This is a genomic window from Micromonospora sp. NPDC050187 (assembly GCF_044459745.1).
GTDB lineage: Bacteria > Actinomycetota > Actinomycetes > Mycobacteriales > Micromonosporaceae > Micromonospora.
On record NZ_JBITJH010000026.1, the window covers coordinates 20412 to 43972 of the forward strand.

The window sequence follows — 23561 nt, forward strand, 5'->3', positions numbered from 1 at the left end:
GGTTGATGTGACTTCCCGCGTTCCGGTGCTCCTCTCCAGCTCCTCGGTCTTCCCCGAGCCGACTGCGGCGGCGTTCCAACTGGCCGCGGCGCTCGGCTACGACGGCGTCGAGGTGATGGTCTGGACGGACGCCGTCAGCCAGGACGCCGGCGCGCTGCGCGGTCTCGCCGCGCACTACGGTGTGCCGGTCCTGTCGGTGCACGCGCCCTGCCTGCTGGTCACCCAGCGGGTGTGGAGCCCCGACCCGTGGGAGCGGCTCCGGAAGGCGGCGGAGCTGGCCGAGACCCTGGAGGCCCCGACGGTGGTCGTCCACCCGCCCTTCACCTGGCAGCGCGACTACGCCCGGGGCTTCGCCGACGGCATGGCCGAGATCGGCCGGCGGCACGGCGGGCTGCGCTTCGCGGTGGAGAACATGTACCCGGTGCGGATGGCGGGCCGGCAGTTCGTGCCGTACCTGCCCGGCTGGGACCCGACCGACACCGGGTACGACGCGTACACGCTCGACCTGTCGCACTGCGCCGCCTCGCACACCGACGCGCTGGCGATGGCCGACCGGATGGGTGACCAGTTGGCGCACGTGCACCTCGGTGACGGCACCGGCGAGGGACGCGACGAGCACCTGGTGCCGGGGCGGGGCAACCAGCCCTGCGCCGAGCTGCTCTCCTCGCTGGCCGGCCGAGGCTTCACCGGTTCGGTGGCGGTGGAGGTGGCCACCCGGGGCGCGAAGAGCCGTGCGGTCCGCGAGGCCGACCTGCGCGCCGCCCTCGACTTCGCCCGTCAGCACCTCGCCGCCCCGTCCCCGGTCGACGCCTGACCGCCCTTCCTGCCGTTGATCAAGAAGTTCGCGTCACGATCCGACGTCCGGGTGACACAAACTTCTTGATCAACTCAGTCGGGAGCCGGGCTGACTCAGCTGACCGGCGTGAGCGGCTGGTCGGCGGTGGCGGCGCGCTTGCGGGCCCGGTGGGCGGCCACGTGCGACCGGGTGGCGCAGCGCTCCGAGCAGAACCGCCGGCAGCAGTTGGACGACGTGTCCAGGTAGACGTTGCCGCACCGCTCGTCGGCGCAGACCCCGAACCGGGCGCTGCCGTACTCGCAGAGCCAGACCGCCAACCCCCAGACCGCGCCGGCCAGGTAGTCGACCGCCATCGAGGCGCCCCGGCTCGCCGGGTGCATGTGCCAGTCGCTGGAGTCGTGCCCGGAGATGTGCGGGTGTACCGGGTACGCCTCCAGCAGGGCGTTCAGCTCCGCGACCGCCTCGGAGTCCTGGCCGGAGGCGCCGTACTCGAAGACACCACGCAGGCGTTTCCGTGCCCGGCGGAAGGTCGCCAGATCCCGTTCCGTGATCTCTTCGCGCAGCCCCGCATCGGCACCGGGGAGCAGGGACCGCAGGTCGTCGAGGTCGTCCAGGCGGGCGTTGACGAGGTCAACGCCGTTTCGGGCGTACGCGTCGAAGTTCACACCCCCAACGGTAGACGACTCAGGAAGCGCGTGGCGCATCGATGTAGTGAGGCAGGAACCGGGCGTAACCATCGGTGATCAGGCTCTCGCTCTCCCGGATGCCCGCCCCGGCCGACTCGCCGTCGACGATCCAGCTACCGAGCACCATCCGGTTGCCGGCGAACTCCGGCAGGGCCCGGAACTCCTGGTAGCACCAGCCCTCGTCGCCGTAGATGCCCGGGTTGCTGATCTCGGCACCGCCGGCCGTGACGATCCGGACCGACCCGCCCTCCCGACCGAGCAGGGGCTTGACGACGTACTCGGGCATCCCCCGGGGCGAGTCGAGGTACGCCGGGAGCAGCAGCTCGTGCCCGGGGTACAGCTCCCAGAGGACGGCCAGCAGCGCCTTGTTGGACAGCAGCAGCTTCCAGGCCGGCTCGATCCAGGTGGTCGGGGTGCCCGGTTCCAGGGCGAGCCGGCCGTACGGCTCGGCGACCATCCACTCCCACGGGTAGAGCTTGAAACAGGTGGTGATCGGCCGGTCGAACCGGTCGACGAAGCGGCGGCCGTCCCAGCCGATCTCCTGGATCGGCATCAGCTCGGCCTTCAGCCCGGCCTGCCGGGCGCACTCGGCGAGGTAGCCGGCGGTCATCTGGTCCTCGCCGGAGTCCTCCTCCCGCGACCAGAACACGTGCACGGTCGGGTCGTGCAACTCCCGACCGATCCGGTGCCAGGCCGTGACCAGCCGCTCGTGCAGGCTGTTCCACTGGTCCAGGTCGGGCCGGGTCTGCTCCAGCCAGTACCACTGGATGATGCCCGCCTCGACCAGCGAGGTGGGGGTGTCGGCGTTGTACTCCAGCAGCTTCGGCGGCCAGGAGCCGTCGTACCAGAGGTCGAACCGGCCGTAGAGGCTGGGCGGACGCTCGCGCAGCGACCGGGCCACCGCCTCGGCCGCCCATTCCGGGATGCCGAAGTCGGCGTACCGGTTGCGGGCCACCACGTGCTCGGCGGCGGCCACCGACATCCGGTGCAGCTCCTCGGTCGCCTCCTCCAGCCGGAGCACCTCGTCCAGGTCGAAGGCGTACGTGGCGGTCTCGTCCCAGTACGACATGAGTTCGCCGTCGGGCAGTTCGGTCTCGGCGTAGACCAGCCCCTGCTCGCGGATCGTCGCCTGCCAGTCGGGCCGGGGCGTGCGGGTCTCCCGGCGCACGTCAGCCGCCGCAGTCGGCCAGGTGGGTGCCGAAACCGCCGCGCTCCGGGACGGCCGCCGAGGCCGGCTCCGGGGCGGCCACCCCGGTGGCCGGGGTGGGCTTCTGGAGGGCCAGCGCCACGGTGCCGCCTCCGCCGCTCGGGCCGAGGGCGCAGTCGTCATCGTCGTCGTCCGAGGTCATGTTGCACCCGGACAGGGCCAGCGCGAGCACGGTGAGCGTGCCGAGTTGCACGGTGGCCGACCGGAGCCGGCGAGGGGAGCGGTTTTCCACCCGTTCGTTGTAGCGGATGGTCGCCACCGCGTCGTCAACCGGTCGTGCACGAAAACCGCCCTGGTCAACGATTTCTCGTGCGGCTATTACGGGGCAAACCGGGCCGGTAATGGAGGTGGCCGCTGCCGGGCGCGGTTCCCGGCCCGGGCGTTACCCTCGGCTCATGCTCCGTTCGGTCATCCTCGCCGCGGCCCGGTCATCCCGGGTCGAACGGCTCGTCGAGACGGCCCCCTACACCCGGGACGTCGTCCGCCGGTTCGTCGCCGGCGCCGGCACCGACGACGCGTTGCGCGTGACCCGCGGACTCGTCGGTGACGGCCTCATGGTCACCCTCGACTACCTGGGCGAGGACACCGTCAAGCCCGAGCAGGCCACCGCCACCCGGGACGAGTACCTCACCCTGCTGCGGGCGCTGCGCGGGGCCGGGCTCACCCCGGCCGCCGAGGTGAGCGTGAAGCTCTCCGCCCTCGGCCAGAAGTTCGACGAGCAGCTCGCCTACGACCACGCGCGGGCCATCTGCGTGGCCGCCGACGAGGCGGGCACCACGGTCACCCTGGACATGGAGGACCACACCACCACCGACTCGACGCTGGACATCCTGTCCAAGCTCCGCAAGGACCATCCCGGCACCGGGGCGGTGCTCCAGGCGTACCTGCGGCGGACCGAGGCGGACTGTCGGGACCTGGCCACCGCCGGTTCCCGGGTCCGGCTCTGCAAGGGCGCGTACCGGGAGCCGGAGTCCGTCGCCTACCAGTCGGCCCGGGACGTGGACCGCTCCTACGTGCGTTGCATGAACGTGCTGATGTCCGGGGCCGGCTATCCGATGCTCGCCACCCACGACCCCCGCCTGATCGCGATCGGGGAGGACCGGGCCCGCTGGTTCGACCGGGGACCGGGCAGCTTCGAGTTCCAGATGCTCTACGGCATCCGGCCCGAGGAGCAGGCCCGACTGGTCGCCGCCGGCTACACCGTCCGGACGTACGTGCCCTACGGCGACCAGTGGTACGGCTACCTCATGCGGCGGCTCGCCGAACGCCCGGCCAACCTCGCCTTCTTCGGCCGCGCCCTGCTCTCCCGGAAGTGACCGGTCCGGCGGGCGCGGAGCGGGCCGGCGGAGACCCCTCGTCCGCCGGCCCGCGCCACACCGGGCGTCCGGTGGGGCCCGTAGGGGCGCTCGCCCGACCCACCGCCCCCGTTCTCCGGCGGGTCGGTGCGCCGGGCGGCCGGCAGGGTCCGGTGGCCGACCGGCCGGGACCCGGCCGACGTGTCCGGTCGGCGAGCGCTTCCTGAAAACTACCTAGCTAGACATTGACCGGCGCAGTTGTGAGCTTTTCTTTCGCGTGCTGCCAATGTGGCCCGGTGACCCTTGACCGGAGCGGGTACCCCGGTCCGTGCGGCTAGAAGCCGGGATGCGGACGCAGGGTGGGCGGCACGGCGGTGGCGCGCGTGTCGTCGGACGGATTGGCGACGGCCGTGCCGGCCACCCGTACCCCGTCGGCGGTGAGCCGGTAGTACCGGCGGCGCGGCCGGCCCTGGGCCTCGTGCGCGGCCGGGTCCTCCCAGAAGCTCTCCACCCAGCCGGCCAGCTCCAACCGGGCCAGGATCGGGTGCAGGGTGCCGGTCTTCAGCTTCGTCTGACGGGCGATGTCCCGGCCGTACCGGGGTCGGTCCGGCGCGGCGAGGAGCAGCCGCAGCACCTCGACCGTCTGCGGGGTGAGCCGGGGGCCGGTACGAGCCATGTCCGGAGTCTAGGTAAGCCGGAAGCCCTGACCAGCCGGCGCAAACGGCAGTCCGGCCAGCCGAATGGCGTACTCTCCCCGCCGTGGAGGACGAGCGGCACGGGTCGCGGCGCAGGCGGCGCGGGCTCCTCTGGGCGGCCGTCGCCGTGGTGGCCGTGGCCCTGGGCTGCCTCCTGCCGGCGGCGTTGGTGGCGGCGGTGGTCCGGGAGACGGCGGGCCGGTCGACCGACGACCCGGCGACGCGTCCCGGCTCTCCGGCGACCGGTCCGGTCGCCCGGCTGGCCGCCGCGATCGACACCCAGCTCGGGCGGCAGGCCGGGGCGCTGCTGCGCGGCGACCGGGACGGCTTCCTCGCGGTCGCCGAGCCGGCTGCCCGGGGCGATCTCACCCGGCGGTTCACCTCCCTGCGCGCGTTGCGGATCGCGGTCTGGCGGGCCGAGCCCAGCGGGCACCCGACTCCGACGCCCGGTCAGCCGGGCCAGTGGCGGCAGGCGGTCACCTACCGGTACTGCCTCGTCGTGCCCGACTGCACCCCCAGCCCGGTGCTGGCCGCGACCCGGTGGCGGGAGACAGCCGACGGGCCCCGCCTGGTCGCCGTCGAGCCCTCCACCTCCGCCGAGACCGGTACCCGGCCGTGGGAGGTCAGCGAACTGGTGGCCGCCGTCGGCCGGCGCACCGTGGTGGCCACCACCCCCGACCTGCGGGCCCGTCTCCCCGGGTTGCTCGCCGAGGCCGAGGCTGCCGCGACGGTCGCCGACCGGTACGCCGTGGACGGCCTCCGGCCCGACCGGTACCGGATCTTCTACGCCGGTCGGGACGGGTGGCGGCGCTGGTACGGCGGAGGCCGGCCGGCATGGACCGGCGGGTACGTGGTGACCGTCGGCGGTGGACACCACGAGGTGGTGCTGAACGCGGACGCGCTGCGCGCGGGCGGCGTCGCCGACCTGCTCCGGCACGAGCTGACCCACGCCGCGTCGCTGCCCGCCGGCGGCTGGTCCGACCGGCACGCCTGGTGGCTGGTCGAGGGGACGGCCGAGCTGGCCGGTGCGGCGGGCCGACCGGTGGGCCGGTACGCCGGGCTGGACGACGTCCGGCGGCTGATGGCCACCGGCGGCTGGGACGGCCGGCTCGACACCCTCGCTCCCACCGACGACGCCCCCGCCGACCGGGTCGCGGCCAGCTACGGCGTCGGCTACCTGGCGGTCCGGTACCTGGTGGACCGGTACGGCGGTCAGCGCCTGCTCGACTTCTTCGCGGCGGTGGTGCACGACCGTCGGCCGGTGGCGGAGGCCGCCCAGGAGGTCTACGGCGAGCCGTGGTCGAAGCTGCACGACGACTGCGTGGCCCAGGTGCGCCGGGCGGTGGCCCGTTGACCGATCCGCCCGCCGCGGAAAGCGCCGCCTGCCTGCGGTGAAAGCGCCGTCCGTCTGCCCGGGGAGCGTCCCGCCCCAGCTCACCGCCGCTGTGGGCCACCATGATCGACCGCCGTCCGGGCCGCCGGTCGGGTCTGAGACACTGAGCACGCTCCCAGTGCGGAGCCCCGGACCGTGTCCGCAATCGGCCCGGGGCGCCCGCCCGGTGGCCCCGGTGGCGCCACCGGAGCCACCGGGCGCCTTCCGCCGCAGCTCAACAGGGCGGAAGCAAACTCACGACGAGATCAAATGCGCGAAGGGATCGCGCCGTTCACAGCCGTCCCGTTACCGTACTGGTAACACGCGCGTTGCCCTCGTGGCGGGACGAACCCGTCTCAGGCCGCGCTGGGCATGGGATGGGTCGGTGAGTCATGGCCGGGTCGCAGTCCGACGGACGGCTGTCGGAGGTCAAGTTTCTCACCGTCGCCGAGGTGGCGGCGGTCATGCGGGTGTCGAAGATGACGGTCTACCGGCTCGTGCACAGCGGTGAGCTCACCGCCGTCCGGGTCGGACGGTCGTTCCGGGTGCCCGAACACGCGGTGCACGAGTACCTGCGCGGAGCGTTCTCCGAGACGGCCTGACGGGCTTCCACCGGAACCACGGATCGGGGTGCGCGGAGTGCCTCCCCGTGGCGTCGTGACGGGCATCGACGGGGGCGCGTTGGTCCTGCTGATGCTCTCCGGCTACCCTGGATCCCGACCGTGACCACCCAGCGGTGCGCCGCGATGCCACCCATCAGGTCCGGTCCGTTGTCCGCAAGCGGTACCAGCACCATGTCGTGGTGCCTCTGGTCCGCCCCGCACGTTGCATCGAAAGGCTGTCGTATGGGCTCGGTGGTCAAGAAGCGCCGCAAGCGCATGGCTAAGAAGAAGCACCGCAAGCTGCTGCGCAAGACCCGCGTCCAGCGTCGCCGTCTCGGCAAGTGACCGGTGCCGGGCGTGACCCGGCACCGTGTACCACTTGCCATCTGTCGACTCCCGGAGGCTCAGGTGAGAAGGCCGTGGACGTCCCGGCTCGATGATCCGGCCTGCCGGGCAGGGTGCGCGACATGACCCCCGGTGGCACCTCGGGTGCTCCGGGGGTCGTCGTCGTGACCGGGGTCAGTCGCTACCTCGGCGCGCACGTCGCCGCCCGGCTCGCCGCCGACCCGAGGATCGACCGGGTGATCGGCGTCGACCCGCCGGGCACGACGGAGCCGGTCGACCTGCTCGACCGGGTCGAGCGGGTGCGCGTCGACGCCGGCTCGCTCGGTGAACTCCTCGCCGACCTGGAGGTCGACGCGGTGGCCCACCTCGCCCTGGTCACCGCCCCGGACCGGCAGCAGGGCGGTCGGGCGGCGATGAAGGAACAGAACGTCATCGGCACCATGCAGCTCCTCGCCGCCTGCCAGCGGGCGCCCCGGCTGCGCAAGGTCGTCGTCCGGTCGTCGACCGCCGCCTACGGCGTCTCCTTCCGCGACCCGGCCGTCTTCACCGAGGAGACCGAGCCGCGCGAGCTTCCGCGCGGCGGGTTCGGTCGCGACATCCTCGACATCGAGGGGTACGTCCGCGGCTTCCGTCGTCGTCGCCCCGACGTCACCGCGACCGTGCTGCGCTTCGCGCCGTTCATCGGCTCCACCGCCGACACCACACTGACCCGGTACTTCCGCCAGCCGGTCGTCCCCACCGTCCTCGGCCGTGACCCCCGCCTGCAGTTCCTCCACTTCGACGACGCCCTGGAGGTGCTGCACCGCTCGGTCGTCGAGGACCATCCCGGCACCTACAACGTCGCCGGTCCGGGCGTGCTCTCGCTCTCCCAGGCCATCCGTCGGGCCGGTCGGCTGGAGGTGCCGGTGCTGGAACCGGGGCTGTCCGGGGCGGTCGCGCTGGCCCGGACGCTCGGATACGGCCGACTCGGTCTCGACCAGGTCGACCTCTTCGTGCACGGCCGGGTGGTCGACACCAGCCGGCTGGTCGCCGAGTACGGCTTCACCCCGCGCTCCACCGCCGCCGCCTTCGACGACTTCCTCCGCGCCCACCACGGTGGCGTGGTGGTGACCCGCGACCAGCTCGCCGCCGCCGAACAGGCCGTCCTCGCCGGCATCCGACAGGTCCGGGCGGCCGTCCGGGAGCAGTCGTGAGCCGGCCCGACGGGACCGAGCGGGACGTGCCGGTGGGCCGGCCGTTCGAGCCACCGGACGCCGCCGACCTGGCCCGACCGGCCCGCCGCAACGGTCACCACCACCCGGAGCCCCCCGCCGTGCCGGACCGCCCGGTCGACCAGTGGGACCGCCGGGTCGCCCAGGGCCTGGCCTTCCTGCGTCGCCGGTTGGCCGGCGACTACGAGATCGACGAGTTCGGCTTCGACCCGGAGCTGACCGGGGCGGTCCTGCACCCGCTGCTGCGCGTGCTCTACCGGGACTGGTTCCGCACCGAGGTCACCGGTCTGGAGCACGTGCCCGCAGAGGGGGCGGGCCTGGTGGTCGGCAACCACTCCGGCACCGTCGCGCTGGACGCGCTGATCCTCTCCGCGGCCCTGCACGACCAGCATCCGGCCCGCCGTTACCTGCGGCTGCTCGGCGCCGACCTGGTCTTCCGGATGCCGGTCGTCTCCGAGCTGGCCCGCAAGTCCGGCGGCACGGTCGCCTGCAACCCGGACGCCGAGCGGCTGCTGCGCAACGGCGAACTGGTCGGCGTCTTCCCCGAGGGGTTCAAGGGCATCGGCAAGCTCTACGCCGACCGGTACAAGCTGCAACGCTTCGGGCGGGGCGGGTTCGTCTCGGCCGCGCTGCGTACCGGCACCCCGATCGTCCCGGTGGCGATCGTCGGCGCCGAGGAGACCTACCCGATGCTCGCCGACGTCAAGCCGCTCGCGCGGCTGCTCAAGCTCCCCTACTTCCCGATCACCCCGACGTTCCCGTGGCTCGGGCCGCTGGGCCTGGTGCCGCTGCCGAGCAAGTGGCTGATCGAGTTCTGCCCGCCGATCCCCACCGCGCACCTGACCGACTCGGCCGACGACCCGCTGGTCGTGTTCAACCTCGCCGACCAGGTCCGGGAGACCATCCAGCAGACCCTGCACCAGCTCCTGGAACGCCGGCCCGACCCGTTCGGCCCCTGACGTCCACCGCCGGTTCGGCCCCGGTTCCGCCCGCGTCGGGCCCGGCTCAGGTCAGGGTGCGCAGGTCCAGGGTGCGCCAGCCGGTCACCTCACGTCCGCCGGTGGACCACCAGAGCACGTCCCCCCGACAGAGCACCAGCCCCACCCCGTCGGCCGCCACCAGCGTCCGCCGCCGGGTGAGGTCGTAGAGCCGCAGTTGGACTCCGTCGCCGACCGTGCCCGCCGGACCGGTGCCCAGGAGCACCTCGAACCGGTCCCGGACCGCCACGTCGACCAGCGCGGCGCTGGCGTCCCCGCCGGCCACCCGGTGCCGGTCCCGGCCGTCCGGGCGGAACAGGTCCAGCAGGCCCGGTCCCGCCCCGGCCGGCACCAGCGCCCGGCACCAGACCGGACCACAGCTGAGCAGCTCGTCCGGGCCGGCGGGCACCGTGCGCTCCGTACCGTCGACCAGGTGGCGCAGCCGCACCGGGCCGCCGCCACCGGTCGCCGCGCTGACCAGCCACGGCCACGCCGACAGCGTCCAGGCTCCCGGCTCGGTCCGCACCGTGACCCGGCCCCCGGCCAGCGGCACCGAGCGCACCTCGGTCGCCGGGGCACTCCCGGGGGCCGCCGCGACCCAGTGCAGCCGACCCGAGCCGATCACCAGGTCGTGCCGGGAGTTGAGGAGGAGGATGTCACCGCCGTCCGTGGCCACCCGTCGGGCCGGTCGGTCCGAGCCCGGTTCCACCGTCCACAGCTCGGTACGCCCCCGGCCGTTCGGGCCGGTGGTGGTCTCCGCCCACGCCATCACCGCGCCGGAGCCGGTGAACCCGGCGTACTGCGGGCTCCCGGCAGCGGGCAGTCGCCGTAGCTGGCGGACCGCGCCGTCGGCGGAGCGCCGCACCAGCCGCAGGTGACGTCCGTCTGGGCTGGGCGCGGTGCCGATCGAGACGTCCGGGTCGAGGAACCAGACCGGGCTGTACGCCGTACCGTCGGCGAGCCGGGCCGGCAGCTCCTGCCGTACGGCCTCGGGCCACTCCTGCTCGATCCGACGCGGCGGCGGCGCCGGCTCGACGGTCCGGGGACCGGCCTGCGGCAACGTGACCAGCGCGGTGCCGGCGGCGACCGCCACGGCGAGCCCGGCCAGTCCGGGACGGTACCGCCGGGCCGGGCTCGGAAGCCGTGCCGCCGTCGGCCACCGGCGGTGGGTCACCGGAGTCGCCGTCGACGGTGCAGGGCCACCCCGGCGCTGACCGCACCGGCCAGCAGCCCGGCGGCGGCCGTCGACGGCACCGCGATCCGGGCCGCCCTACGGCCGGTACGGAAGTCCCGGACCTCCCAGCCCCGCTCCCGCGCGGTGCGCAGCAGCACACCGTCCGGGTTGACCGCGACCGCCCGCCCGACCGTCGAGAGCATCGGCAGGTCGTTGGCGGAGTCGCTGTAGGCGACACACCGCGGCAGGGCCAGCCCCTCCACGGCAGCGAGCTGGGCGACCGCCTCGGCCTTGGCCGGACCGTGCATCAGGTCGCCGACCAGCCGCCCGGTGTACGCGCCGTCGACGATCTCGGCGACCGTGCCGATCGCCCCGGTCAGGCCGAGCCGGGCGGCGATCACCCGGCCGATCTCCACCGGCGCGGCGCTGACCAGCCACACCCGCATCCCGTCGTCGAGGTGGCGCAGGGCGAGCTTGCGGGTGCCGGCCCAGATCCGTGGGGCCATCAGCTCGTCGAAGATCTCCTCGGTGAGCCGTTCGACGTCGTCCACCCGCCAGCCCTCGACGAACGCGAGGGCGGTCTCCTTGGCGTGCGTCATGTCCCCGGCGTGCTCGGTCGCGAGCAGCCGGAACCGGAGCTGCTGCCAGGCGAACCGGGCCAGGTCGCCGGTGGTGAAGTACTTCCGGGCGGCGAGGCCCCGGGCGAACCAGTAGATCGAGGCGCCCTGCATCATCGTGTTGTCGATGTCGAAGAAGGCCGCAGCGGTCGGATCGGGCGCGGGACGGCCGGGCGGCTCCAGTCCGGTGGGGGCCCAACCTGCGGTGTGCCCGTGGGCGTCCGTGCTGACGGTCACCTTCCGGGTCCGGACCACGCAGGACTCCCTCCGCTCGACGTGCCGGCCGCAGGGCGTGCGGCCGGCCGGTCCGGCACGACGCCCACCGCGAGCGGTGCGACGCCTGCCATCCGCGAGACTAGCCAAGGAAGATCGCGGTCGACCGGCGCTGGGGCGTTCCCGGGCGGCGGTCAGCGGGTGGTGGGGCACGGACCGGCGGTCGGGCCGAGCGGGTCGGCCGCATCTGCCGGCGGGGCACCACAGGTCAGGGCCGCCCGCAGCGCGTCCGAACGCTGCTGAGCCGCGTCGAGCAGCGCCAGGGAGCCGCGAGCCCGGTCCCGCTCGGCGCGGGACGCCCCGTCCAGCAGGGCGGTCACCGCCCGGCGCTGCCCGGTGACGAAGGTGTCGACGGCGTCCAGGCCGGCGGCGTCGGTGCGCTGTACCGCCGTGGTGGTGAGCAGGCGTACTCCCTGCCGGGTGTCCTCGTCCATGTCGTCGAGGATCGCCTCGAAGGCCGCCCGGTCGCCCCGCACCTCGCTCGCCTCGGCGAGTCGGTTCCGGGCGAAGTCCAGGAAGAGCTGACCCTTGCTCAGGTCCGAGCTGGCCAGGACGAGCTGGGCGCGCTCGGTGGAGCGTTTCATGCCGTACAGGGCGTCGCCGGGGATGGCGTTCTCGCTCGCCGCCGAGATGCCGGAGAGGGCCACGGCACCGGCGGCGACCCCGATCAGGATGGCACCCCGGGCGCGGGCCCGGCGGGCGGTGACCGGGGGCACGAGTGGGCCGCGCGGGGACGGCCCGGCGGTCGTCCGCCGACCGGCCGCTTCGGACCCGGCCGCCGGAGCGGCCCCCGTGCCGAGGCCCTCGCGTTCCGCGGTGGCCACCAGCATCGCCCGCAGGCCGGAGCGGAAGTCCGGGTCCACCTCGGCCGGCGGGGCGGCGGCACCGAGTTGCCGGCCGAGACCGACCAGGTCGCCGAGCCGGTCGTCGACCCGGGAGCGTACGTGGTGCCGACGGCCGCCGTTGGCCTCGTCGAGCAGTTGCGCGAAACGCTCGGCACGCCGACGGGAGAAGAGGTTGCTGTCCACCGCAGGCATCTCCTCTCACTGGTCACGGTCGTCCGACCGTCGTGGTCACCCGTCGGCCGGCTGGCTCTCGGCGGTGCCGAGGACCGGTGGGGCCGGCTCGTCGCCGCCGACCGGGCGGTTCCCGCCGCCGGGTGACGGCGGGAACCGGTGGAACACCGGTCGGCGCGAGTCGTGGCGGGCGTGGCCGCCCGTACCGCGGGTCTGGGAGCTTGCCGGGCGAACACCGGTCGCACCCGGAGAAACGGTCGGTGCCGGGCCGTGGTTACGGGCCGGGAGTGCCGAGAATGAGCGAGAGTGATGGCTGTCACTGTCTGCCGAAGGGGTGGCCCGTCGGTGTCGACGCGTCGACCTGCTCAGGGCTGGAAGCCGTCCGGCAGCAGGCGGGCCAGGGCGCGTACCGCGCGGTACTGGAGGGCCTTGATCGCTCCCTCGTTCTTGCCCATCGCCTTCGCCGTCTCCGCGACCGAGAACCCCTGGAGGAAGCGGAGCACGATGCACTCCTGCTGCTCCGGGTTGAGCTGCTTGACGGCGGTCAGCAGGGCCACGTTGGTGATGTGCTCGACCACGGCCGCCTCCGGACTCCCCTCGGGGCCCCGGTCCTCGCGGTCGGCGTCCATGACGTCGCCGGTGGTCACCTCCAGCCGGTACCGGCCGGACTTGAAGTGGTCGGCGACCAGGTTGCGGGCGATCGTCACCAGCCAGGCGCCGAGGTCCCGCCCCTGCCAGGTGAAGCTGCCGATCCGCTTGAGTGCCCGCAGGAACGTGTCGGAGGTGAGGTCCTCGGCGAGCTGGCGGTTGCCGACCCGGAAGTAGACGAACCGGAAGACGGTGTCGACGTACCGGTCGTAGAGCAGGCCGAACGCCTCCGTCTCACCGGCCTTGGCCCGCTCCACCAGCGACCACACCTCGGTCGCCGGGTCGGACGGGTCCGGGCGGCTCGGCGGGGGAGCCGGTGGCTCGGGCTCCGCGCCGCTGGCCGGAACCGCCGGCAGGAGCGCGGTCTCGGCGGCGGCCGGGTCGACCGGCTCCGCCTCGTCGCCGGGCCGGCGGCCCTGCGCCGGCATGCTCGGCCGGGCCGGCGACGCGACCCGACCCCCGGTCGGCTTCGCGTTGCCGCCGGGCGGTGCCGAGCGGGGAGGGGGTTCGTTCGGGTGCGGTCGGTTGCGCGTCCGTCTGGCCGTCCCGTCGTCGCCCTCCCCGAGACCCCACGTGTCGTCGAGTTGACGCATCGGGACCAGTCCCGTCGGTTGCTCAGCGTAACCGAACGTGGTCACCGGGCCTCCCTCCAGCCGGGGGACGCCGTCCGGTCGGCCCGCTGCGGGGCGATCGAGACGATTTCGCCTCCGATCCGGACGGTCGGTGCTGCTCCGGGGCTCGCCGGCTGACGGCAGACCCCGGTGCGGTGCTGGTCCAATACGGTCACAGGCACGGTGGCCTCCTCGGGCTGAGGGGTGTCGACTCACGGCAAATGGGGCGAGTCGACCCGAGTGATAATAGGGCCAACGTCACCCATGCGTGGCAAGTCCGTTACACAGAGCCAAAGTATTTACCGCCATGTCGCACCGGGGCCGGACGCGTTGTCCGTCGGCGCCGGTTGACTTTCGCCGAGGGAGGTGATTAGGGGCGAAACCGCAGGTAGCGGGCCTGTCAGGTGGCGTCGCGCGCCCCGGCCGCCCGGCAACCTATCGACGGGCATGGTCTGTCGGCCGCCCACTGTGCCAGACTCAGCGACCGTGCAGCAGCAGACAGCGGGAAGTTCAACGCCGAACCTCGCCGACCGGGTACGCCGGGCGGCCGACCGTCGTCCCGACCGGGTCGCGCTGCACTGGCGCGACCGGACGGTGACCTGGTCCGAACTGGACGCGACGGTGGACGGGGTGGCCCGCGCGCTCACCCGGGCCGCTCCGGCGACCGACCCGACCTCCGGTGAGCCGCCGGCCCGGGTCGCCGTCGCCCTGCCCAACTGCCCGGACTTCGTGCTCGGCTACCTCGGTGCGCTCCGCGCCGGGCTGGTCGCCGTGCCGCTCAACCCCGGGCTCACCGCCACCGAACTGCGGCACGTGCTGGCCGACTCCGGTGCCGCCGTGCTGATCGCCACGCCGACCGTGGCCGACCTGGTCGCCGGGATCGCCCCGGACCTGCCGGCCCTCACCGCCGTGCACACCGAAGTGCCGAACGAGCCGGGCCCCGCGGTGCCGTCGATCCGGGGCGGGGACGACCTCGCCGTGCTGCTCTACACCTCCGGCACCGAGGGCCGGCCCAAGGGGGCCATGCTGTCGCACCGCGCGCTGGCCGCGAACCACGAGCAGGTCGAGCGGATCACCCCGCCGGTGGTCGGGCCGGACGACACCGTGCTGCTGGCCCTGCCGCTGTTCCACGCGTACGGGCTGAACACCGGGCTCGGGTCGGTCGTGTACCACGGGGCGACCGGCGTGCTCGTGGACGAGTTCACCACCGTCGGGGCGCTCGACGAGATCGCCCGGCACCGGGTGAGCGTGCTGGTCGGCGTACCGTCGATGTTCCAGGCCTGGGCGGCGGCGGGCGAGGCGGTCGCGGCGGCGACGGCGTCGGTCCGGGCCGCGGTCTGCGGCGCGGCGCCGCTGGAGCCGGCGGTCGCGGCGCGCTTCGCGGGGGTCGCCGGTCGTCCGGTGCACGTCGGGTACGGCCTCACCGAGACCGCTCCGGTGCTCACCTCCACCCTGGTCGACGGGGAGCCGAAGCCCGGCTCGATCGGGCGGGCGCTGCCCGGGGTGGAACTGCGCCTGGTCGCGCCGGACGGGACGGACCTGTGGCGGGACGGTGTGCCCCCGCCCGAGGACGACGCCGACGAGATGGATCTCGACGTCTCCTCGCCCGGCACCGACCCCGGCCAGATCGTGGTCCGGGGCGCGAACCTCTTCGCCGGCTACTGGCCGGACGGACGCGGCGGGCCGGACCCGGACGGCTGGTGGGCCACCGGGGACGTCGCCTACGCCGACGCCGACGGCGCCCTCTTCCTGGTGGACCGGCTGCGTGAGGTGATTTTGGTCAACGGGTTCAACGTCTACCCGCACGAGGTGGAGCTGGTGCTCCAGGGACATCCGGCGGTGGCGGAGTCGGCGGTGCTGGGTGTGCCGCACCCGCGCACCGGCGAGACCGTCCGGGCGTACGTCGTGCCGACCCCGGCCGGTACGGTGGGTGCCGAGGAGCTGCTCGCCCACTGTGCCCGGCACCTGGCCCGGTTCAAGTGCCCGACGTCGGTCGAGTTCGTCGACGCGTTGCCGCACTCGGCGATCGGCAAGGTGCGCAAGACCCTGCTCCGGCCGCCCGCCGCCGGAGACGCCCACGGAGGTTCCGATGTCCAGTGACGCCCGGCTCACGTTGATCACCCGACCCGGCTGCCACCTCTGCGACGACGCCCGCGAGGCGCTCGCCCGGGTGGTCGCCGTCACCGGCGACCGGTGGACCGAACGCGACGTCACCGGGGACCTGGAGCTGGAACGCGAGTACGGCGACCGGCTGCCGGTGGTGCTCCTCGACGGCCGGGAGCACGGCTACTGGCGGGTCGAGGAGGAGCGGCTGCTGCGCGACCTCACCACCCCGCAGCTCTGACCGCCGCGACCACCCCTGGCTATGGTGACCGGATGACCCCTGCTCGCCGCCACCTGGTGTGGGACTGGAACGGCACCCTGCTCAACGATCTCAACCTCATCGTCGCCTGCACCAACGCGGCCTTCGCCAGCGTCGGCGGCCCGGCGGTCAGCGCCGACGAGCACCGGGTGCGGTTCCGCCGCCCGATCGCCGACTACTACGCCGAAGTGCTCGGCCGGGCCGTCGACGAGGAGGCGTTCGGTCGGCTCGACAAGGTCTTCCACGACGCGTACCGGGTCGGCCTGACCACCTGCGAGCTGGCCGCGGACGCCCGCTCGGCCATCGCCGCCTGGCCCGGCAGCCAGTCGCTGCTGTCCATGTGGTTCCACGACGAGCTGGTGCCGACCGTGCACACGTACGGGCTGACCGGGCACTTCACGAGGGTCGACGGGCTGCGGGCCGAGGTGGGCGGCGACCGCAAGGCGGAGTCCCTCCGGCGGCACCTCGCCGAGCTGGGTGTCGACGGCGGTTCGGTGGTGCTGATCGGGGACTCGCTGGACGACGCCGACGCGGCGGAGGCGGTCGGCGGCCGGGCCGTCCTCTACACCGGCGGCTTCACCGACGCCGTCCGCCTGCGTGCCTCCCGCCACCCGGTGGCCGAGACCCTCACCGAGGCCGTCCAGCTGGCCGCCACCCTGCGCTGAGGGGTCAGGTGCGGAGGTAGGTGAGCACGGCCTGGACCCGGCGGTGCAGGTGGTGGGTGTCCGGGGGCAGGTCGAGCTTGGTGAAGATGTTGCGGACGTGCTTCTCCACCGCGCCGTCGCTGACCACCAGCGTCCGGGCGATCGCGGTGTTCGAGCGCCCCTCGGCCATCAGGGCCAGCACCTCGCGTTCCCGCGGGGTCAGCTCCCGCAGCGGGTCGTCGCGCCGCCGCCGGACGAGCAACTGCGCCACCACCTCCGGGTCCAGCACCGTGCCACCGGACGCCACCCGGGCGAGCGCGTCCAGGAACTCGTCGATCGCGGCGACCCGGTCCTTGAGCAAATAGCCGATCCCGCCGCCAGCTCCACCGGTGGTGGCGAGCAGGTCGTCGGCGTACGCCACCTCGACGTACTGGGAGAGCACCAGGATCGGCGTACGCGGCACGAGCCGGCGGGCGGTCACCGCCGCCCGTAGCCCCTCGTCGGTGTGGGACGGCGGCATCCGGACGTCCACGATCGAGACGTCGGGCCGGTGTGTCGTCACCGCCTCCACCAGCGCGTCGCCGTCCCCGACGGCGGCCACCACCTGGTGGCCGTTCTCGGTCACCAACCGGATGAGCCCCTCCCGGAGCAGTACGGCGTCGTCGGCGATCACCACCCGCATGGTTCAGTTGTCTACCACGTCGACCTCGCCGGAGCGCCCCGGCGGCGTCAGCCGGGCAGGAGGGCGCGGATCTCGGTGGGACCGCCGACCGGGCTGGTCACCTCCAGGACGCCCCCGCCGGCGCGGACCCGGTCGGCGATGCCGGCCAGGCCGTGACCCTTGGCCAGGTGCGCGCCGCCCTGTCCGTCGTCGACCACGCTGATCTCCAGGTGTCCGTCCCGCCAGCCGACGGTCACCCGGCACTCGCTGGCGCGGGCGTGCTTGGCCACGTTGGTCAGCGCCTCGGCGACCACGAAGTAGGCCGCGTGCTCCACCGCCGCCTCGGGCCGGCCGTCGGGGGTGCCGAGATCCGGGTCGACCCGCAGCTCGATCGGGATCAGCCCGCGTCCGGCCAGGGCGGCCAGGGCGCCGGGCAGGCCCCGGTCCACCAGGATCGGCGGGGCGATGCCCCGGGACAGGCCACGCAGTTCGGCCAGGGTCTCCCGGGTCTGGTCGAGCGCCTCGTCCAGGGTGCGGCCGGCCGCCTCCGGGTCGTTGGCGAGCTGCTGCCGGGCCCGGCCGAGGTCCATGGCCAGCCGGACCAGTCGCTGCTGGGGGCCGTCGTGGATGTCCCGTTCGAGCCGGCGCAGGGCCGACGCCTCGGCGGAGACCGCAGCCCGTTTCTGCTCCTCCAGCACGGTGATCCGGTCGCGCATCTCGGCCACCCCGGTCAGCATCGCCCGACCGAAGCCGGCCTGGACCAGCGCGCAGCCACGGACCACCATCGGCAGGGTGAGCAGGAAGAACAGCCCGATGGCGGTGTGCAGGCCGACCCGGGCCCGGGTGGTGTCGCCGAGCCCGAGCAGCTCGTTGAGCTCGACGTTCTCCGGAGGGTGTGGGATCGCCCAGTCGTACGCCCCGTAGAGCGTGCCGGTGAGGGCCACCGCCCACCAGGTGATGGTCAGCACGAAGGTGACGATCGCCACGGGCAGCCGGAAGATGCCGTGGGCGAGGTCGAGCCAGGACTGGATGTCGCGCATCGGCAGGAAGATCCGCCGCCAGGCGGTCGCACCGGCTTCCGGGAGCCGGTAGCGCGGTCGGATCCGGGGTTGCCGGCGGACGGCGGCCAGGCGCAGCCGCTCGATGTCGGCCAGTCCCCGGGCGGCGTAGAGGGTCCCGGTGAGGACCGGCAGACCGACCACCAGCACCAGCAGCCCCAGCCCCAACGCCAGCCCCACCAGGAGGACCACCAGGCTGGCCACTGCCAGCGGCAGACCGAGCAGGACGTATCCGGAATCGGTGAGGAGTCGTCGGGGAAGGCGCGGTGTGCGGGCCGTCACTCCGGTGGCGGGATTGGCCGTGGTCATGGGTTAGAGGCTAGGCGCGGCGGTGGTGCCGACCCATCCCGTACACCGCCGTACCTGGGGTGGGGCTGGCCCTACCTCGCAGGACACGGCCGGTGGACCCGAGCGCAATTGGTCAGAGAAGTCGGAATTAAGCAATAATCGCGACGCGGTGCCGGAGTGCCCGCTCAATGGCGGGTGCGAAACGGAGGGGCCTGGTGTTGTCGCGTCGTGCATTTGCAAGATCGCGATTTGTGCACGTCTTCACAAGCGCCTACTGTGTAGTTTCGACGCGCCCTGCTAGCACAGCCGGCAAGATCGGTCGCCAGCGGGAGTCCCGAAACGGCCGGCGACCGGAGCTGGTCCAGGATCGCACCGCACGGAGTCTCATGAGTCAGCACCGTCACCCAGGCGCGCCCAGGCGCGCCGGTGCCGTACCGGCGCTTCCGGATCTGCCGGAAGCGACCGTCGCGCGGCTCCCCGAGTACCTCCGTGCCCTCCACCACCTTGCCGAGACCGGCCACGAGACGGTCTCCAGCGAGGGGCTGGCCGCCGCCGCCGGAGTCAACTCCGCCAAGCTCCGCAAGGACCTCTCCCACCTCGGCTCGTACGGCACCCGGGGCGTCGGCTACGACGTCGGGCTGCTGATCGAGCAGATCGAGTCGGTGCTCGGGCTCACCCAGCGACGGGCGGTCGCCCTGGTCGGCGTGGGTAATCTCGGTCACGCCCTGGCCGGCTACGCCGGCTTCGCCAGCCGCAGCTTCCGGATCGCCGCCCTCTTCGACGCCGACCCGGCCCGGGTGGGCGAAGAGGTCAACGGGCTGGTCGTGCGGCACATCGACGAGCTGCCCCGGATCGCGGTCGAGGAACAGCTCGCCATCGGGGTCATCGCCACCCCGGCCGGGGCCGCCCAGGCGGTGGCCGACCAGCTCGTCGCGGTCGGTGTGACGAGCATCCTGAATTTCGCGCCGTGCGTCCTGACGGTGCCCGACGGGGTCGACGTGCGCAAGGTCGATCTCGCCATCGAGTTGCAGATCCTGTCCTTCCACGAGCATCGTAAGGCGTCGCTCACCGCCCTGCCGGGCACCGGCCCGTCCACCCTCACCACCCTCGCCGGCGGCGCCCCCACCACCGACCCCCAGGAGGCGATCGGCACGTGAAACTGCTCGCCGTCGGCGCGTCCTACCGCACCGCTCCGGTCGCTGTCCTGGAGCAGTTGGCGGTGGCCCCGGCCGAACTCACCCGAACCCTGGACCGCCTGGTCGCCCAGCCGTACGTCAGCGAGGCGGTGCTCGTCTCCACCTGCAACCGGGTGGAGGTGTACGCCGCCGTCTCCGGCTTCCACGGTGGTCTCGGCGACATCTGCGCCGTCCTCGCCGAGCAGGCCGGCGCGCCGCCCGCCACCCTCGCCAACCACCTCTACGTGCACTACGACGCCGCCGCGGTCGACCACGTCTTCCGGGTCGCCGCCGGGCTGGACTCCATGGTCGTCGGCGAGGCGCAGATCCTCGGCCAGCTCCGGGACGCCTACCACTGGGCGGTCGGCGCCGACTCGGCCGGCCGGCTGCTGCACGAGCTGATGCAGCAGGCGCTGCGGGTGGGCAAGCGGGCTCACGCCGAGACCGGGATCGACCGGGCCGGCCAGAGCGTGGTCAGTGCCGCGTTGAACCTGGCCGCCGAGCAGCTCGACGGCACCCTGGCGGGCCGCCCGACGCTGGTCGTGGGAGCCGGCGCGATGGGAGCGCTCGGCGTGGCCACCCTCTCCCGGCTCGGCGCCGGGCCGCTGACCGTCACCAACCGGGGCACCGACCGCGCGGTGCGGCTGGCCGAGTCGTACGGGGCCAGCGCCGTCCCGATGACCGAGCTGGCCGACGCGCTCTCCACAGTGGATATCGTAGTGGCCGCCACGGCGGCCACCGAACCGGTCCTCACCCACCCCGTGGTGCGCCGGGCGCTCGCCGGGCGGGACGCCGACCGGGGACCGTTGGTCCTGCTCGACCTGGCCGTCCCGCGCGACGTCGGGCCGGGAGTCGCGGAGCTGGCCGGGGTCGAGGTGATCGACATCGACCGGATGGCCGCGGTGCTGGCCGGCGGACCGGCCGCCACCGACGCGGCGGCGGTCGACCGGATCGTCGCGGGCGAGGTCGAGTCCTTCCTGACCTGGCTGCGCGGAGCGGACGTCGCGCCGACCGTGGCCGCCCTGCGCGGACGCGCCGACGACGTGGTCGCCGCCGAGCTGGCCCGGCTGTCCCAACGCCGCCCGGACCTCACCGACGACCAGCGGGCCGAGGTGGCCCGGACGGTCCACCGGGTGGTGCAGCGCCTGCTGCACCAGCCCACCGTGCGGGTCCGGCAGCTCGCCGCCGAACCCGGTGGCGACCAGTACGCCGCCCTGCTGCGGGAACTCTTCGACCTTCAGGTGCCGCAGACCTCCCCGGTCGACACGGTGCCCGACATCACTTCCGACCAAGGAGAGCGATGACCGCCCCCCTGCGCCTCGGCACCCGGGGCAGCGCGCTGGCGATGGCCCAGTCCGGTCACGTCGCCGACGCGCTCACCGCCGCGACCGGCCGCCCGGTCGAACTGGTCGAGATCGTCACCGCCGGTGACCGCTCCTCCGCGCCGGTGCACCGGCTCGGGGTCGGGGTCTTCGTCTCCGCGCTGCGCGACGCGCTCACCGCCGGCGAGATCGACCTCGCCGTGCACTCGTACAAGGACCTGCCCACCGCCGAACCCGGTGGGCTGCACATCGCGGCGGTGCCGCCCCGGCAGGACCCGCGGGACGCGCTCGTCGCCCGCGACGGCCGTACGCTGGCCGAACTGCCGTCCGGGGCCACCGTCGGGACCGGCGCGCTGCGCCGTGTCGCACAGCTGCACGCACTCGGGATGCAGCTGACCGTCGTGCCGATCCGCGGCAACGTGGACACCCGCCTGAGCCGGGTGCTCGGGCCCGACGCCGATCTCGACGCGGTCGTCCTCGCCCGCGCCGGGCTGGCCCGGCTGGGGCGGACCGACGAGATCACCGAGACGCTCGACCCGATGCTCATGCTGCCCGCGCCCGCCCAGGGCGCGCTGGCCGTCGAGTGCCGGGCCGACGACTCGGACCTGGTCGAGCTGCTCGCCGTGCTCGACCACGCGCCGTCCCGGGCCGCGGTGACCGCGGAACGGGCGCTGCTGGCCACCCTGGAGGCCGGATGCTCCGCTCCGGTCGCCGCCTACGCCGAGGTCGCCGAGGGCGACACCGGCGATGAGATCTACCTGCGCGGGGCGGTGATCAGCCCGGACGGCACCCGAGACATCCGGCTGTCCCGCACCGGAACGCCCGCCGACGCGGCGGAGATCGGCAAGGCGCTCGCCGCCGAACTCCTCGCCCGTGGCGCCGACTCGATCCTCGGCCAGCCAGACCACGCCGGCCCGGGGACCCAGCAATTTGGGAGCACAGAATGACCCGCACCCGTAAGCCCGTAGGCCACATCGCGTTCGTCGGGGCCGGACCCGGCGACCCGGGCCTGCTGACCCGTCGGGCGCACGACGCCCTGGTCGACGCGGACCAGGTGGTGTACGACCGGGGCGTACCCGAGTCGCTGCTCGACGCCGTCCGCGCCCAGGCCCGCCCCGACGCCCAGTTCACTCCGGCCGAGGGCGCGCCGGGTGACGTGGCGAAGGTGCTCATCTCGGCGGCCCGCTCCGGGCTGAACGCGGTGCACCTGGTCGCCGGTGACCCGTTCGGGCACGACTCCGTGGTCAAGGAGGTGCAGGCGGTGGCGCGTACCGCCGCGCACTTCGAGGTGGTGCCCGGCGTCGGGCAGGCCGAGGGCGTCGCCACCTATGCCGGGGTGCCGCTGCCGGGCGTCCGGACCGCCGCCGACGTCGAGGACGTCACCACGCTGGACTTCGAGGCGCTCGCCGCCGCCGTCGGCCGGGGCTCGCTGGCGCTGGCCGTGGACGCGGGCGACCTCGCCGCGATCCGCGACGGCCTGCTCTCCGCCGGGGTGGACGGCACCACCGGCGTCGGGGTGACCGGGGACGGCACCGGGGAGACCCAGTACACCACCACGTCGACCGTCGACTCGTTCGTCGCCGCCGCGCTCGGCTTCACCGGCCGGGTCGTGCTCACCGTCGGGGAGGGCGTCGGCCAGCGGGACAAGCTGAGCTGGTGGGAGAACCGCCCGCTGTACGGCTGGAAGGTGCTGGTCCCCCGGACCAAGGAGCAGGCCGGCGTGATGAGCGCGCGGCTGCGGGCGTACGGGGCGATCCCGTGCGAGGTGCCGACCATCGCGGTCGAGCCGCCGCGTACCCCCGCCCAGATGGAGCGGGCGGTCAAGGGCCTGGTCGACGGCCGGTACGCCTGGGTGATCTTCACGTCGGTCAACGCGGTGCGCGCGGTCTGGGAGAAGTTCGCCGAGCACGGCCTGGACGCCCGGCACTTCGGCGGCGTCAAGATCGCCTGTATCGGCGAGGCGACCGCCGACGCGGTCCGCGCGTTCGGTATCCAGCCGGAGCTGGTCCCGGCGGGGGAGCAGTCCTCGGACGGGCTGCTGGCCGAGTTCTCCCCGCACGACGAGGTCCTCGACCCGGTCGGCCGGGTGCTGCTGCCGCGCGCCGACATCGCCACCGAGACCCTCGCCGCCGGGCTCACCGAGCGGGGCTGGGAGGTCGACGACGTGACCGCCTACCGGACGGTCCGGGCCGCGCCGCCGCCGGCCGAGATCCGGGACGCGATCAAGTCGGGCGGCTTCGACGCGGTCCTTTTCACCTCCTCCTCGACGGTGCGGAACCTCGTCGGCATCGCCGGCAAGCCGCACGCGCGTACCGTTGTCGCCGTGATCGGGCCCAAGACGGCGGAGACGGCCACCGAGTTCGGCCTCCGGGTCGACGTGCAGCCGCCGCACGCCTCGGTGCCCGACCTGGTGGAGGCGCTCGCCGCCTATGCCGTGGAACTGCGGGAGAAGCTGGCCGCGATGCCGGCCAAGCAGCGCCGGGGCTCGAAGGTGCAGGGGCCGACCGCCCTCAGGTTCCGCTAGCC

The 23561-nt window shown here is 73.9% G+C and carries 24 protein-coding genes; 14 read left to right on the top strand and 10 right to left on the bottom strand.

Going from position 1 to position 23561, the window contains the following annotated elements; genetic code table 11:
• The first annotated feature begins 7 nt into the window (after positions 1-7).
• Positions 8-814, top strand: coding sequence for a sugar phosphate isomerase/epimerase family protein (locus ACIBJE_RS27830; protein WP_396753235.1), 807 nt, complete (start codon positions 8-10; stop codon positions 812-814).
• A 95-nt stretch (positions 815-909) separates the two neighbouring features.
• Here the strand turns inward: ACIBJE_RS27830 and ACIBJE_RS27835 are convergent, their stop codons facing one another.
• From ACIBJE_RS27835 to ACIBJE_RS27845, 3 genes are read right to left on the bottom strand one after another with little or no spacing between them, the layout of a single operon-like run.
• The gene (locus tag ACIBJE_RS27835; RefSeq protein ID WP_396753236.1) at positions 910-1461 is read right to left on the bottom strand and encodes a CGNR zinc finger domain-containing protein; all 552 of its coding nucleotides are present in this window, start codon (positions 1459-1461) and stop codon (positions 910-912) included.
• A 19-nt stretch (positions 1462-1480) separates the two neighbouring features.
• A complete protein-coding gene (locus ACIBJE_RS27840; RefSeq protein WP_396753237.1) occupies positions 1481-2650 on the bottom strand; it encodes a glutathionylspermidine synthase family protein in 1170 nt (389 codons plus the stop codon).
• 1 nt (position 2651) lies between these two features.
• Positions 2652-2948, bottom strand: coding sequence for a hypothetical protein (locus ACIBJE_RS27845; protein WP_396753238.1), 297 nt, complete (start codon positions 2946-2948; stop codon positions 2652-2654).
• Between the two features lie 136 nt (positions 2949-3084).
• Between ACIBJE_RS27845 and ACIBJE_RS27850 the strand changes: the two genes are divergently transcribed.
• The gene (locus ACIBJE_RS27850) at positions 3085-4005 is read left to right on the top strand and encodes a proline dehydrogenase family protein (protein WP_396753239.1); all 921 of its coding nucleotides are present in this window, start codon (positions 3085-3087) and stop codon (positions 4003-4005) included.
• A gap of 313 nt (positions 4006-4318) precedes the next feature.
• Here the strand turns inward: ACIBJE_RS27850 and ACIBJE_RS27855 are convergent, their stop codons facing one another.
• On the bottom strand, positions 4319-4660 hold the full coding sequence (locus tag ACIBJE_RS27855) for a PadR family transcriptional regulator (RefSeq protein ID WP_396753240.1): 342 nt from the start codon (positions 4658-4660) through the stop codon (positions 4319-4321).
• Between the two features lie 83 nt (positions 4661-4743).
• Between ACIBJE_RS27855 and ACIBJE_RS27860 the strand changes: the two genes are divergently transcribed.
• From ACIBJE_RS27860 to ACIBJE_RS27880, 5 genes are all read left to right on the top strand, one after another.
• Positions 4744-6033 carry a hypothetical protein gene (locus tag ACIBJE_RS27860; protein ID WP_396753241.1) on the top strand — a complete coding sequence of 430 codons (1290 nt, stop codon included), beginning with the start codon at positions 4744-4746 and terminating at the stop codon, positions 6031-6033.
• Between the two features lie 410 nt (positions 6034-6443).
• Complete coding sequence (locus ACIBJE_RS27865) at positions 6444-6653, top strand: helix-turn-helix domain-containing protein (RefSeq protein WP_088981934.1); 210 nt, start codon at positions 6444-6446, stop codon at positions 6651-6653.
• Between the two features lie 243 nt (positions 6654-6896).
• Positions 6897-6998, top strand: a complete 102-nt coding sequence (locus tag ACIBJE_RS27870; protein WP_007465623.1) for a 30S ribosomal protein bS22 — start codon at positions 6897-6899, stop codon at positions 6996-6998.
• A gap of 122 nt (positions 6999-7120) precedes the next feature.
• On the top strand, positions 7121-8191 hold the full coding sequence (locus ACIBJE_RS27875) for an NAD-dependent epimerase/dehydratase family protein (RefSeq protein ID WP_396753242.1): 1071 nt from the start codon (positions 7121-7123) through the stop codon (positions 8189-8191).
• Positions 8192-8310: 119 nt separating this feature from the next.
• Positions 8311-9168, top strand: a complete 858-nt coding sequence (locus tag ACIBJE_RS27880) for a lysophospholipid acyltransferase family protein (protein WP_396753277.1) — start codon at positions 8311-8313, stop codon at positions 9166-9168.
• A 46-nt stretch (positions 9169-9214) separates the two neighbouring features.
• Here the strand turns inward: ACIBJE_RS27880 and ACIBJE_RS27885 are convergent, their stop codons facing one another.
• From ACIBJE_RS27885 to ACIBJE_RS27900, 4 genes are all read right to left on the bottom strand, one after another.
• Entirely contained in the window at positions 9215-10360 is a 1146-nt protein-coding gene (locus ACIBJE_RS27885) for a hypothetical protein (protein WP_396753243.1), read from the bottom strand.
• Positions 10357-11340 (bottom strand): HAD family hydrolase, encoded by a 984-nt coding sequence (locus ACIBJE_RS27890; protein WP_396753244.1) that lies wholly within the window; start codon positions 11338-11340, stop codon positions 10357-10359. The genes ACIBJE_RS27885 and ACIBJE_RS27890 overlap by 4 nt, the downstream gene beginning before the upstream one ends.
• Before the next feature lie 44 nt (positions 11341-11384).
• Positions 11385-12278 (bottom strand): DUF5667 domain-containing protein, encoded by an 894-nt coding sequence (locus ACIBJE_RS27895; RefSeq protein ID WP_396753245.1) that lies wholly within the window; start codon positions 12276-12278, stop codon positions 11385-11387.
• Between the two features lie 353 nt (positions 12279-12631).
• Entirely contained in the window at positions 12632-13552 is a 921-nt protein-coding gene (locus ACIBJE_RS27900) for an ECF subfamily RNA polymerase sigma factor, BldN family (RefSeq protein ID WP_396753246.1), read from the bottom strand.
• 459 nt (positions 13553-14011) lie between these two features.
• Here ACIBJE_RS27900 and ACIBJE_RS27905 point away from each other — a divergent pair, with 459 nt between their 5' ends.
• Genes ACIBJE_RS27905 through ACIBJE_RS27915 form a run of 3 tightly spaced genes read left to right on the top strand, consistent with a single transcriptional unit; the run spans position 14012 to position 16552 of the window.
• Complete coding sequence (locus tag ACIBJE_RS27905; RefSeq protein WP_396753247.1) at positions 14012-15625, top strand: AMP-binding protein; 1614 nt, start codon at positions 14012-14014, stop codon at positions 15623-15625.
• Complete coding sequence (locus tag ACIBJE_RS27910) at positions 15615-15869, top strand: glutaredoxin family protein (protein WP_396753248.1); 255 nt, start codon at positions 15615-15617, stop codon at positions 15867-15869. Before ACIBJE_RS27905 ends, ACIBJE_RS27910 begins: the two co-directional genes overlap by 11 nt.
• A 32-nt stretch (positions 15870-15901) precedes the next feature.
• Entirely contained in the window at positions 15902-16552 is a 651-nt protein-coding gene (locus ACIBJE_RS27915; RefSeq protein ID WP_396753249.1) for an HAD family hydrolase, read from the top strand.
• Positions 16553-16556: 4 nt separating this feature from the next.
• Here the strand turns inward: ACIBJE_RS27915 and ACIBJE_RS27920 are convergent, their stop codons facing one another.
• Both ACIBJE_RS27920 and ACIBJE_RS27925 read right to left on the bottom strand, forming a co-directional pair.
• A complete protein-coding gene (locus ACIBJE_RS27920; RefSeq protein ID WP_396753250.1) occupies positions 16557-17213 on the bottom strand; it encodes a response regulator transcription factor in 657 nt (218 codons plus the stop codon).
• Between the two features lie 47 nt (positions 17214-17260).
• On the bottom strand, positions 17261-18559 hold the full coding sequence (locus ACIBJE_RS27925; RefSeq protein WP_396753251.1) for a sensor histidine kinase: 1299 nt from the start codon (positions 18557-18559) through the stop codon (positions 17261-17263).
• Between the two features lie 365 nt (positions 18560-18924).
• Between ACIBJE_RS27925 and ACIBJE_RS27930 the strand changes: the two genes are divergently transcribed.
• From ACIBJE_RS27930 to ACIBJE_RS27945, 4 genes are read left to right on the top strand one after another with little or no spacing between them, the layout of a single operon-like run.
• On the top strand, positions 18925-19695 hold the full coding sequence (locus ACIBJE_RS27930) for a redox-sensing transcriptional repressor Rex (RefSeq protein ID WP_396753252.1): 771 nt from the start codon (positions 18925-18927) through the stop codon (positions 19693-19695).
• Positions 19692-21017 (top strand): glutamyl-tRNA reductase, encoded by a 1326-nt coding sequence (locus tag ACIBJE_RS27935; protein WP_396753253.1) that lies wholly within the window; start codon positions 19692-19694, stop codon positions 21015-21017. The genes ACIBJE_RS27930 and ACIBJE_RS27935 overlap by 4 nt, the downstream gene beginning before the upstream one ends.
• Positions 21014-21982, top strand: a complete 969-nt coding sequence (gene hemC / locus ACIBJE_RS27940) for a hydroxymethylbilane synthase (RefSeq protein WP_396753254.1) — start codon at positions 21014-21016, stop codon at positions 21980-21982. The genes ACIBJE_RS27935 and hemC overlap by 4 nt, the downstream gene beginning before the upstream one ends.
• Entirely contained in the window at positions 21979-23559 is a 1581-nt protein-coding gene (locus ACIBJE_RS27945) for a uroporphyrinogen-III synthase (RefSeq protein ID WP_396753255.1), read from the top strand. The genes hemC and ACIBJE_RS27945 overlap by 4 nt, the downstream gene beginning before the upstream one ends.
• The last annotated feature ends 2 nt before the right edge of the window (positions 23560-23561 follow it).

Coding starts and splice junctions, on each gene's coding strand:
- hemC (WP_396753254.1), top strand. CDS start 21,014: ATGACCGCCCCCCTGCGCCTCGGCACCCGGGGCAGCGCGCTGGCGATG.
- ACIBJE_RS27920 (WP_396753250.1), bottom strand. CDS start 17,213: ATGCGGGTGGTGATCGCCGACGACGCCGTACTGCTCCGGGAGGGGCTC.
- ACIBJE_RS27945 (WP_396753255.1), top strand. CDS start 21,979: ATGACCCGCACCCGTAAGCCCGTAGGCCACATCGCGTTCGTCGGGGCC.
- ACIBJE_RS27855 (WP_396753240.1), bottom strand. CDS start 4,660: ATGGCTCGTACCGGCCCCCGGCTCACCCCGCAGACGGTCGAGGTGCTG.
- ACIBJE_RS27870 (WP_007465623.1), top strand. CDS start 6,897: ATGGGCTCGGTGGTCAAGAAGCGCCGCAAGCGCATGGCTAAGAAGAAG.
- ACIBJE_RS27865 (WP_088981934.1), top strand. CDS start 6,444: ATGGCCGGGTCGCAGTCCGACGGACGGCTGTCGGAGGTCAAGTTTCTC.
- ACIBJE_RS27930 (WP_396753252.1), top strand. CDS start 18,925: ATGAGTCAGCACCGTCACCCAGGCGCGCCCAGGCGCGCCGGTGCCGTA.
- ACIBJE_RS27850 (WP_396753239.1), top strand. CDS start 3,085: ATGCTCCGTTCGGTCATCCTCGCCGCGGCCCGGTCATCCCGGGTCGAA.
- ACIBJE_RS27910 (WP_396753248.1), top strand. CDS start 15,615: ATGTCCAGTGACGCCCGGCTCACGTTGATCACCCGACCCGGCTGCCAC.
- ACIBJE_RS27925 (WP_396753251.1), bottom strand. CDS start 18,559: ATGACCACGGCCAATCCCGCCACCGGAGTGACGGCCCGCACACCGCGC.
- ACIBJE_RS27915 (WP_396753249.1), top strand. CDS start 15,902: ATGACCCCTGCTCGCCGCCACCTGGTGTGGGACTGGAACGGCACCCTG.
- ACIBJE_RS27875 (WP_396753242.1), top strand. CDS start 7,121: ATGACCCCCGGTGGCACCTCGGGTGCTCCGGGGGTCGTCGTCGTGACC.